This is a genomic window from Geodermatophilus sp. SYSU D01186, from assembly GCF_054050215.1.
Map to the genome: position 1 here is coordinate 69377 of NZ_JBJGYW010000026.1, position 9729 is coordinate 79105.

The following is a 9729-nucleotide window of genomic DNA, read 5'->3' on the forward strand; positions in this document are numbered from 1 at the left end:
CCCTCACCCCTTCTTCTTGCGCGCCTCGGCGGTCTTCTCGTCGTTCGCCTTCTGGACGGCGTCGACCAGTTCCTTCTTCTTCATCTTCGAGCGGCCGGAGACGCCGAGCTTCTTGGCCAGCGCCAGCAGGTGCTCCTTGGAGGCGTTGGCGTCGACCCCGCCCTTGGTCTTCCGATCGGTGTCCCGGCCACCGGCGGCCTGCGCGTCCGACGGTCCCTTCCTGCCGCCCTCCTTCGGCGCCCACCGGTCCCCGACCTTCTCGAAGCTGTGCTTGACCGCCGACCAGGCCGTCTGGTTGGCCCGCTGCTCGTCGTCGTAGGAGTCCATGGCCGAGTCGTAGGCCTTGGTGAAGGTCCGCTGGGCCTTCTTCGGCGAGCGCCGCAGGGTGCTGGGCAGCTCGTCCTGCTTGGCGGTGCCCTTCTTCGTCGTCTTCGGCATGGGCCGCCCCTACCCGCGGCACGCGCCAAGATCACATCCGCGGCGACGGGGCCGGCGTCGCGACCAGGTCCTCCGCGGCTCAGGCCGCGGCGAACCGCGACCAGTGGGCCCGCTCGGCGTCGGTCATCGCCCGGCTGGTGTCGGTGACGAAGTCGAACAGCACCATGACGACGTCGGCCCGGATGGCCACCTCGCCGTCCTGGAGCAGCTCCTGGCGCAGGGTGAGGGACTTCGTGCCGAGCCGGGTGACCGTGCTGCGCACGCACAGCCGCTCGCGCACCCGGTAGTACAGCTGGCGCAGGTAGTCGACCTCGAGCCGGGCGAGGATCACCCCGCCGTCCCCCGGCGCCCCCTCGGTCATCGCCAGCCGCGCGTCCTCGATGAGGGCGAGCGCCCGCGCGTGGTTGACGTGGCCGAGGGAGTCCGGGTCCGACCAGCGCAGCTGGACCTCGTGCTCGTGGACGCTCAGGGCAGGTCCGCGGTGTCGGCGGACTGCCGGTGCCCGCCCTGCGCGTCGTCGGGGTCGGTGTGGACCGTCCGCTCCTCGGACTCCGCCAGGATCACCTCCGCGGCGACCTCCTCCATGCCGCTGCCGTGGAGGTCCTCCTCCTCGGGCAGCAGCTGCGACCGGGTGCGGACGTTGTCCTCGGTGACGTTGGCCAGCGCCTCGGGGCTGGGCTCCTTCTGCGTGGTCATCTCAGAAGCGCTCCTGCTCGGTGCCGATGCCGAGCGCGCGGGCGACGTCCTGCACGTTGGTGAACTGCTCCCCCCCGGGCAGACGGCGCAGGTCGGACAGCACGCGGTCGGTGGCGTTGGACTCCTGCGCCTTCGCCACGAGGGTGTCGCGGTCGGCCGGCCACACCTCCTTGCCGAGGGCCTCGGCGATGGCGGCGCGGCGCTCGACGTCGGCCTCGGAGGTGCCGGGGGACGTGGCGGGGGTGTGCGGGTCGGTCATCGGGAGGTCCCTCCGTCGTCGGGGATGGTCACTGGGCCGACGGCGTCGACGCGTCGGTGTAGCGCAGGACGGCGGCCACCGGGACGCCGTCGGGCATCGCCGCCCGCGGGACGACGACGACGCCGGCGCTGCTGGCGACCGACGCCGCGAGCAGCGCGCTGGGGGCCGGGACGACGGTGCCGTGGATGCCGAGGGCGTCCATGTCGTGCTGGTCGACCCCGAGCTCGAGCGGGGAGTTGCCGACCAGCAGCGTCGCCCCGTCGTCGGGCTGGTCGGCCAGCACGAGGGTCTCGACCTGGCCCTTGCGCAGCGCCTCGACGACCGCCGCGGTGCCGGTCACGGCCAGCCCGTGCGCGCCGGCCGCCTGGACCTTCTCGACCGCGTCGGCCTCGTCGTGCCCCTCGTGCTCGGCGACCAGCTCGGCGGCCCGCCGGTCGACCGACTCGCGGTCGGCGGCGGGCGCGCGGGCGGCCCCCCCCCAGGGTAAGCCCAGGTCGATTAACGCCACCCCCCCCCGCGCCGGCCGGCGCGTGCGGGCACGGACGTCGCCGGCGACGAGGACGAACCGCGGGGACAGGCGGCGGGCGTAGGAGGAGATCCGGTCGGCGACGCGGCCGGCGTTGTCCTCCCACTGCCCCTCGGCGCTGTTCTGCCAGTGGTCGTGGGCCCAGCCGCCGACCTTCACCTTGCGGATGTGGAAGGTCTCGCCCGAGACCGTCTCCTCCTCGCCGCCCTCGCCCGGCATGCCGACGTAGCTGATGTCACCGCCGGTCCGGTCGACCAGGACGACGATGTGCGGGATCCGTCCGGGCAGCTCGCGCAGCACCGGGAGGACGTCGGCGTGGGGCGACCACTGCGCCACCTCCTGCCGCGGCGCCTCGACCAGCGGCTGGTCGAGGACGACGCTCCCGTCGGCGGCGACGACCACGGCCCGGCCGCGCAGCGTGGCGACGTCCCCGCCGTCGTTGGCCTCGAGCAGCCGGCCGCGGACCGCCTCGACGACCACCTCGGGGGCGCCCTGCTCGGTGAGCCTCTCGGCGAGGGCGCGGACCCGCAGCTCGACCTCGGTGTCGGCGTTCTCGGTGGTGTGCGTGACGTCGGCGCACACGGTGGCGTACGGCCCGGTGGCGCTGAAGACCGGCTCCAGGAAGGACACGTCCATGGGGTGGGAACCACTCCTCGATCGCTGGCGGAAGACGAACCGCGGGGCCCTGACGGGGCACTCCCGCCTCCGCCGCCTACCCACCGACCGGGGGCTCACACCCGGTGTCGGATCGGTGGGGCAGGGGTAGGCGCGCTGCCATGACCGAACACGACCAGCTGCCGCTGCCCGACTACGACCACCTGCCGGTCGACGGCCTCACCTCGCGGATCCGCACGCTGGACGCGGCGGGTCTGGAGACGCTGCTGGAGTACGAGCGCGCCCACGCCAACCGGCTGCAGGTGGTGACGATCATGGAGAACCGCCTCACCTCGCTGCACGAGGGCGCCCAGCCGTCCGGGGGCGACCCCGCCGCCGCGGCCGCCGACGACCCGGTGCACGCCTCGACCGGGTCGAAGGTCTCCGAGGCCACCTCCGGTCCCCCGGTGAACCCGCCGTCCCAGGGCGACCCGACCAACCCGGCGCAGCCGCGTTCCACCGGCTGAGCCGCCGCGGGTGCGGGAGCGCAGGACCGCCGCGCTCCCGCACGCCGGTCATCCGCTGAAGGCGTCCACCATGTCCATCGCCGCGGGACCGAGCAGCACGATGAACAGCGTCGGAAGGATGCAGAGGATCAGCGGGAAGATCACCTTCACCGGGATCTGCATCGCCTTCTCCTCGGCCCGCTGCCGCCGCTTGAGCCGCATCTCCTGCGCCTGGGTGCGCAGCACGTCGGCGATCGAGACGCCGTACGCGTCGGCCTGGACGACCGCCCGGATGAAGCGGCGCAGGTCGGGCACCGACGTCCGCTCGGCCAGGGCCAGGTAGGCCTCCCGGCGCGGCTGGCCGACGGCGATGTCCTGCAGCGTCCGGACCAGCTCCTGCGCCAGCGGCCCGCGACCGTTGCGCCCGGCCCGGGCCATCGCCGCCTCGAACCCCAGGCCCGCCTCCACCGCGATGGTCATCTGGTCGAGGGTGTCGGCCAGTTCCAGCGCGATCGCCTGCTGCCGCTCCTGGCCCCGGCTGTACAGCAGCAGCTCGGGCACCACGTAGGCGACCCCGGCGACGACGACGGTCATGAGCACCGTCAGCGCCCCGGGCCGGGCGGCGACCACCAGCAGCCCGAGCGCCGCGGCCATCGCCGCGAGCACCAGCTTGGCGGCCACGAGGCGGGGCACCGGCCAGTCCGCCGGCCGGCCGGCGGCACCGGCCAGGCGGTTCAGCCGGGCCACGGTGCCCGCCGGGGTCAGCGCCCGGGCCAGCCGGCTCAGGACCCGCGGGCGGGCACGGACGCCCGCGGACCCGCCGGGGAGGTCGAGCCCGCGGGCGAGGTTGGCCCGCGTGCGCGCGGCGGCGTCCTGCGGGCGGGCGACCAGCGCCCAGCCGAGCAGGGGGACGGCGAGGGCGACGGCCGCGGCGGCGGCGACCACGGGAGCGGGCGTCATCAGAACGTGATCCGCACGGTCTTGCTGAGCCAGAGCCCGCCCACGACCAGCAGGACCGCCGCGCCGGCGAGCATCAGGTGCCCGGCGAGGCTCTCGGTGAAGGCGGCGAGGTAACCGGGGTTGGACACCGAGATGAAGCCGAGGACCCCGAACGGCAGCGCCATGAGCACCACCGCGGAGAGCTTGCCCTCGGCCGAGAGCGCCTTGACCTGCCGGCGGATGGCGTTGCGCTCCCGGATGGTGTGCCCGACGGTGTCGAGCACCTCGGCCAGGTTGCCGCCGACCTCGCGGTGGATGGCGATGGCCTGGGCGGTCCAGCGGAAGTCGTCGCTGCCCATCCGCTCGGCCACCTCGTCGAGGGCGTCGCCGAGGTCGCGGCCGACCCGCGTCTCGTTGACGATGCGCGCGAACTCCTCCGACGTGGGCGCCGCGGCCTCGGTGGCCACCGAGTCCACCGCCCGCAGCAGGCTGTGCCCGGCCCGCAGGCTGCTGGCCATGAGCTGCAGCGAGTCGTCGAGCTGGTCGGCGAAGGCCGCGCGCCGCCGGGCCGTGCGCACGGCCAGGAGCAGCCGGGCGCCCACCGGGGGCAGGACCGCCAGCACCAGGCCCGTGAGCACGCCGCCGGCGAGGAAGCCGAGCGCACCGAGGACGACGGTGCCCAGACCGACGGTCAGGACGAGGTCGGGCAGCGCGATGGTCATGCCGGCCCGCTCGAGCGCCGCGGTCCCGGCGGCTCCCCGGCCGCGCTTGACCAGCGCACGCTCGACGGCCGCCCCGGCGGCGGCCGAGGCGCCGGCCAGCGCGGAGGACGGCGGCGCGACCTGGGGGTCCAGCCGGCTCAGCGGCACCCGCCGCGGCCCGGTCGGGAGGACGACGAGCGCGACGAGCAGCAGTGCCCCGGTCAGCGCCGCGAGGCCGAGCAGCAGCAGCGCCGGGGACATCAGGCCCACCCCCGCCGCGGCGCGACGCTGCCGAAGACGCGGGGCGAGACCGTGATGCCGAGCTCGTCGAACCGGTCGGTGAACCGCGGCCGCACCCCGGTGGGCACCGGCTTGCCGAGGAACCGGCCGGAGGCGTCGACGCCGGCGGAGTAGTCGAAGACGAACGCGTCCTGAAGCGTGACCGTCTCCCCCTCCATGCCCTGGACCTCGGTCACGTGGGTCACCCTTCGCGTGCCGTCGCGCAGCCGGGTCAGCTGGACGACGACGTCGACGGCGGAGGCGATCTGCTCGCGGATGGCGCGCAGCGGGAGGTCCATCCCGGCCATGAGCACCAGCGTCTCCAGGCGGGCGACGGCGTCCCTCGGGGAGTTGGCGTGCACCGTGGACAGGGAGCCGTCGTGCCCGGTGTTCATCGCCTGCAGCATGTCCAGGCTCTCCCCGCCACGGCACTCCCCCACGACGATGCGGTCCGGCCGCATCCGCAGGGAGTTGCGCACCAGGTCTCGGATCGTGATCGCGCCCCGGCCCTCGATGTTGGGGGGCCGCGACTCCAGGCGGACCACGTGGTCCTGCTGGAGCTGCAGCTCGACGGCGTCCTCGATGGTGACGATCCGCTCCCCGTCGGGGATGAAGGAGGACAGGACGTTGAGCAGCGTCGTCTTCCCGGTGCCGGTGCCCCCCGAGACGATGATGTTCAGCCGGGCCTCGACACAGGCCTGCAGCAGCTCCGCCATCTCCGGGGAGAGGGTGCCGAAGCCGATCAGGTCGTCGACGCCGAAGGGGTCCTTGGCGAACTTGCGGATGGTCAGCGTCGACCCGCTGAAGGCCAGCGGCGGGATGATCGCGTTCACCCGGGAGCCGTCGGCGAGGCGGGCGTCGACCAGCGGGGAGGACTCGTCGATGCGCCGTCCCACCCGGGAGACGATCCGGTCGATGACCCGGCGCAGGTGCTCCTCGGAGGTGAACCGGGAGCCGGTGCGCACCAGCTTGCCGCCCTGCTCGACGTAGACCATCTCCGGCCCGTTGCACATGATCTCGGTGACCGTGGGGTCGTCGAGCAGCCGCTGCAGCGGGCCCAGGCCCAGGACGTCGTCGGCCAGCTCGGCGGTGAGGCGCTGGCGCTCCTCCGCGCTGAGCGGGACCCGCTCCTCCTCGACCACCTCGTCGAGCTCCCCGAGCACGATGGTGCGCAGCTGGTCCTCGGACAGCGTCGGGTCGTTCATCCGGTTGCCCATGCGCTCGAACAGCGCCTTGGCCACGCGGTCCTTCAGCCTGCTGAGGGCGTCGGCCGGAGGCGCGGCCGCGGGCCCCGGGCGGGGCGCGGGGACGGGCGCCGGCGGGTGCACCGCCGCCACGGTCTCCGGCGCGGTGTGCCGGCCCTGGGCCGCGGCCAGTCGCGAGGCGAGGTTCACGACGCCGCCCGGTGCTTGGCCCGGTAGCGGCCGGGCTTCATCAGTGGGGTGGCGGCGAAGCGGGCGACGAGCCGGCGCAGCTCCTTGACCGCGGGGTCCTTGCGCCCGCCGGCCAGGATGGGCACGCCCTGGTTGGTCGACGCCGGCACCGCGGCCGAGCGCGGGATGACGACGTCCACCCCGGTGCCGATCGCGGTCTCGACGTCGCGGACGGACAGGCCGCCCTTGGGGTCGGCGAGGTTCATGACCACGTGCCGGCCCGCCGGGATCATGCACAGCTCGCGGAGGACGTCGAGCTCCTTGCGCAGCCCCCGCACACCGGGGACGTCCATGCTGCTGAGCATCACGACGTCGGTGGCGCGGTCCAGCGCGGCCAGGGTCTGCTCCGACAGGCCCGGCGCGGTGTCGACCACGACGTAGCGGAACTCCCGGGCGAGGGAGGCGAGCAGCCGGGTGACGTCGGCGGCGGTGACGGTGTCGCCGGCCGCCGGCGACTCCGCGCCGCACACCGCGTACAGGCCGCTGGGGTGCTGGGTCAGGAAGGTCTTGAGGACCATCGTGTCCTCGCTGGCCGGGCCGTGGGCGGTGTCGGGCAGCGTGTACTCCGGCACGAGGCTCAGCGCGGAGGCGACGTCGCCGAACTGCACGTCCAGGTCGACCAGGACCGTCGACTGCGGCGCGGCGGCGGTCAGCCCGATCGCCAGGTTGGTGGCCACCGTGGTCTTGCCCACCCCGCCCTTGGGCGAGGCGATGGTGATGACCCGGCCGGTGTAGCGCGCGGTCTCCTCGACCGGACGCAGCACCCGCCGGCGGCCGGCCGAGGCGGCGCCGGCCCGCTCCACCGCGGCACGGATCTCCTCGACACCGGCGCCGGGGGGCAGCAGATCCCGGATCCCGGCCCGCATGGCCGCCTGCCACATCTCCGGGGAGGGGTCGGCCAGGAGGACGACGCTGATCCCCGGGCACTGGACGTCGAGCCGCCCGGCCAGGGTCAGCACCTCCTGCGGGGGCGCCAGCGGGCCGATGAGCAGCACGTCGGGCAGCTCGCCGTCGCTCAGCTGCTCGAACAGGCGCGCCGGGTCGCCCGGGAGGCGGCCGGGCGGGAGGACGTGCACGTCGCCGTCGGCGGCGGCGTGCACGCGCCCCGACAGGTCGTCGTCGGCAGCGGCCAGGACAACGCGACTCACTTCGACCCCCCGTAGACACTGCCCAGGCCGGCGAGCGCGTCGCCGTAGACGTTGCCCTGGGTGACGATCCTGGTGCCGCTGTCGTCGGCTCCCTCGGGCTCGTGCGACAGCCACACGGTGCCGTGCTCCATGCCGAAGACGACCAGCTCCGCGTCCCGCGCCGGCACCGCGAGGGTGACCAGCAGGCTGTTCGTCGGCGCGGCGGCGCCGGAGGAGGCGGTCTCGGTCCCGTCCCCGTCCGCGGGCGCCGGGGCCCCCTGGACCTGCGTGACGAGGACGCCGTGGAGGGTCGCGTGGGTGGCGCCGATGGTCTTGCCGGCGTCGTTCTCCAGCGTCATGGAGACGTAGACGCCGATCTCGTCGCCCGCCGCGATCCGGCCGCCGACCGCGCGCTGCGGCTCCAGCAGCACGCTGACCTCCGAGGCCCCCTCCGGGACCGGGACGGTCCCGGGCGCGGCGAGGTCCTCCGGGACGGCGAAGCGGCTGTCCAGCAGCTGCTCCCCCGGCTGCAGGTCGACGGTGGCGACCCGCCCGGCGAGCGCGGCGAGGTCGGTCACCACCCCGTCGACGGCCGCCTTGGCCGGCAGCTGCTCGGTGCGCACCAGGTCCGAGAGGTCCTCGCCCGGCGTCCCCTGGGGGACCACCTGGTCGACCACCAGCACCGTCACGGTGCGGACCCCGGCCAGTGCACGGGCGTCGGCGCCGCGCACGTAGGCCAGGAGGACCACGGTGCCGGCGACGGCGAGGACGAGCGCCGCGAGAGCGGCGAGCAGTCGGCGTCTCACGAGAGCCCCTATCGGATGAGTCGGAGGACCCAGGCACCCAGCTGGGGTGCACCGGAGTCGTAGTCGAAGGCGTCGCCCAGGTCGACGAAGCGGGTGAAGTAGCCGGTCACGCAGCGCTCGCTGCCGCCGCACGGCCGGGGGCTGGAGCTGAACTGGCCGCCCAGGTGGTAGCCGGTCAGCCGGAAGGCGGCGTAGCCGTAGACCCGGTACCAGGCGTTGCTGCCGGTGTCGCCGTACCGGTCGAAGATCGGCAGCAGCACGGTCCGCCCCACCCACGAGGCGAAGTGGGCTGCGGTGCACGTGCTGGGCGGGGTGTTGCCCGTCGACGAGTACGACCGCTCCCCGACCGCGCTGGAGGCGCGGCAGTCACCCGGGTCGCTGACCAGGTAGCCGAAGCCCCCGGGGACGATGTTCTCCGAGGGTCCGGTGCAGTCCTCCGTCTCCGAGGACTTGGTCAGGTAGACGGTGTGCTCGATGGTGGTCGACGGCAGGCCACCGCCGGTCTGCTGCTCGAACTCGCACCAGGAGAAGGTCAGCGGCAGCACGGCGGTGCCGCCGCTGGGGCCGCCCCAGGCCACCGTCGCGGTGGCCGAGACGGTGGTCGCGTCGTGCCCGATCACCGGTGCGAACCAGTGCTCCTGGGGGGTCTGCCCGGAGACGGTGACGCGGTTCGGGTTGCTCGCGAGGACCGGAGGGGCGGCCTCGGCGCTCCCGGTGTTGGCGTCGACCATGCCCTGCGCGGTGGCCTGCATGTCGCCGCAGGCTCCGCGGGCACAGTCCTGGGCGACGGCGAGCGCGGCGGCGTCGGCCGCGGTCTGCAGCCGCGCCTTGGCGGCGTACAGCGCGCCGATGTCGACCGCGATGGCGGTGAAGCCGAGCAGCGGGACGAGCAGCAGCGCGAGCAGCACCGCCGACGCGCCGCGCTCGTCGGTGAGCCGGCGCCGGGGGCCCTTCCTCAGCCGTTGCACCGCATGACCCCCGTCCCGGTCAGGTCGAGGCTCGCCCCGAAGAAGCGGGTCAGGAAGGGCATCGGGTAGTCGATGGTCACGCGCACGTTCGTCGTGCCGGCCCCGGTGGCCGGGCAGGCGGCCGGGGTGACGGCGATCTGCGCGTCGGCGATCGCCGGGTCGAGGGTCGGGGTGGCCTCGCGGACGGCGGTGCGCGCCGCGGCCGGGTCGTTCTGCAGCGCCATGACGCGGGCGCCCTCGCGGGCGGCGGCGGAGAGGGTGCCCTGCACCTGGAAGGCGTGGCCGAACTCGGCGATGCCCAGGACCAGGACGACCAGCAGGGGCACGATGAACGCGAACTCCACCGCGGCCGCGCCGCGCTGGTCCAGCAACCGGTCGGGCACCGGTCCCCACCTCCTCCCTCGTCGTGTCCGGTGTGCAGCGGCGCGGCGGCCACCCGGGGGGACGGGGGCCGCCG

General features: G+C 74.6%; 13 protein-coding genes. 1 reads left to right on the forward strand and 12 read right to left on the reverse strand.

Features of this window, described 5'->3' with window-relative positions:
* Positions 1 to 3: 3 nt before the first annotated feature.
* From ACI784_RS18315 to ACI784_RS18335, 5 genes are all read right to left on the reverse strand, one after another.
* A complete protein-coding gene (locus tag ACI784_RS18315; protein WP_456924626.1) occupies positions 4 to 438 on the reverse strand; it encodes a ChaB family protein in 435 nt (144 codons plus the stop codon).
* 79 nt (positions 439 to 517) lie between these two features.
* Positions 518 to 907, reverse strand: coding sequence for an acyl-CoA thioesterase (locus ACI784_RS18320; protein WP_457014438.1), 390 nt, complete (start codon positions 905 to 907; stop codon positions 518 to 520).
* Entirely contained in the window at positions 904 to 1134 is a 231-nt protein-coding gene (locus ACI784_RS18325) for a hypothetical protein (RefSeq protein ID WP_457014431.1), read from the reverse strand. The genes ACI784_RS18320 and ACI784_RS18325 overlap by 4 nt, the downstream gene beginning before the upstream one ends.
* A gap of 1 nt (position 1135) precedes the next feature.
* Entirely contained in the window at positions 1136 to 1393 is a 258-nt protein-coding gene (locus ACI784_RS18330; RefSeq protein ID WP_457014432.1) for a DUF2795 domain-containing protein, read from the reverse strand.
* A gap of 28 nt (positions 1394 to 1421) precedes the next feature.
* Positions 1422 to 2555 (reverse strand): baeRF2 domain-containing protein, encoded by a 1134-nt coding sequence (locus tag ACI784_RS18335; protein ID WP_457014433.1) that lies wholly within the window; start codon positions 2553 to 2555, stop codon positions 1422 to 1424.
* A 140-nt stretch (positions 2556 to 2695) separates the two neighbouring features.
* Between ACI784_RS18335 and ACI784_RS18340 the strand changes: the two genes are divergently transcribed.
* Positions 2696 to 3040: a hypothetical protein gene (locus tag ACI784_RS18340; protein WP_456924622.1), complete on the forward strand. Its 345-nt coding sequence runs from the start codon at positions 2696 to 2698 to the stop codon at positions 3038 to 3040.
* Positions 3041 to 3088: 48 nt separating this feature from the next.
* Here ACI784_RS18340 and ACI784_RS18345 read toward each other — a convergent pair whose 3' ends face one another.
* The 7 genes from ACI784_RS18345 to ACI784_RS18375 are packed head-to-tail and all read right to left on the reverse strand — an operon-like array spanning position 3089 to position 9655.
* A complete protein-coding gene (locus tag ACI784_RS18345) occupies positions 3089 to 3979 on the reverse strand; it encodes a type II secretion system F family protein (protein ID WP_457014434.1) in 891 nt (296 codons plus the stop codon).
* Positions 3979 to 4920, reverse strand: a complete 942-nt coding sequence (locus tag ACI784_RS18350; RefSeq protein WP_457014435.1) for a type II secretion system F family protein — start codon at positions 4918 to 4920, stop codon at positions 3979 to 3981. Before ACI784_RS18350 ends, ACI784_RS18345 begins: the two co-directional genes overlap by 1 nt.
* Positions 4920 to 6332, reverse strand: a complete 1413-nt coding sequence (locus ACI784_RS18355) for a CpaF family protein (RefSeq protein ID WP_456924619.1) — start codon at positions 6330 to 6332, stop codon at positions 4920 to 4922. The genes ACI784_RS18350 and ACI784_RS18355 overlap by 1 nt, the downstream gene beginning before the upstream one ends.
* A complete protein-coding gene (locus ACI784_RS18360; protein WP_456924618.1) occupies positions 6329 to 7519 on the reverse strand; it encodes an AAA family ATPase in 1191 nt (396 codons plus the stop codon). The genes ACI784_RS18355 and ACI784_RS18360 overlap by 4 nt, the downstream gene beginning before the upstream one ends.
* On the reverse strand, positions 7516 to 8304 hold the full coding sequence (gene cpaB, locus ACI784_RS18365; protein ID WP_456924617.1) for a Flp pilus assembly protein CpaB: 789 nt from the start codon (positions 8302 to 8304) through the stop codon (positions 7516 to 7518). The genes ACI784_RS18360 and cpaB overlap by 4 nt, the downstream gene beginning before the upstream one ends.
* Before the next feature lie 8 nt (positions 8305 to 8312).
* Positions 8313 to 9272, reverse strand: coding sequence for a pilus assembly protein TadG-related protein (locus ACI784_RS18370; RefSeq protein WP_457014436.1), 960 nt, complete (start codon positions 9270 to 9272; stop codon positions 8313 to 8315).
* Positions 9260 to 9655 (reverse strand): TadE/TadG family type IV pilus assembly protein, encoded by a 396-nt coding sequence (locus ACI784_RS18375; protein ID WP_457014437.1) that lies wholly within the window; start codon positions 9653 to 9655, stop codon positions 9260 to 9262. Before ACI784_RS18375 ends, ACI784_RS18370 begins: the two co-directional genes overlap by 13 nt.
* Positions 9656 to 9729: the final 74 nt, after the last annotated feature.

Bases quoted from the DNA above. Each gene is read 5' to 3' on its own strand.
- ACI784_RS18335 (WP_457014433.1), bottom strand. From the start codon at position 2,555: ATGGACGTGTCCTTCCTGGAGCCGGTCTTCAGCGCCACCGGGCCGTAC.
- ACI784_RS18340 (WP_456924622.1), top strand. From the start codon at position 2,696: ATGACCGAACACGACCAGCTGCCGCTGCCCGACTACGACCACCTGCCG.
- ACI784_RS18345 (WP_457014434.1), bottom strand. From the start codon at position 3,979: ATGACGCCCGCTCCCGTGGTCGCCGCCGCCGCGGCCGTCGCCCTCGCC.
- ACI784_RS18315 (WP_456924626.1), bottom strand. From the start codon at position 438: ATGCCGAAGACGACGAAGAAGGGCACCGCCAAGCAGGACGAGCTGCCC.
- ACI784_RS18330 (WP_457014432.1), bottom strand. From the start codon at position 1,393: ATGACCGACCCGCACACCCCCGCCACGTCCCCCGGCACCTCCGAGGCC.
- ACI784_RS18325 (WP_457014431.1), bottom strand. From the start codon at position 1,134: ATGACCACGCAGAAGGAGCCCAGCCCCGAGGCGCTGGCCAACGTCACC.
- ACI784_RS18350 (WP_457014435.1), bottom strand. From the start codon at position 4,920: ATGTCCCCGGCGCTGCTGCTGCTCGGCCTCGCGGCGCTGACCGGGGCA.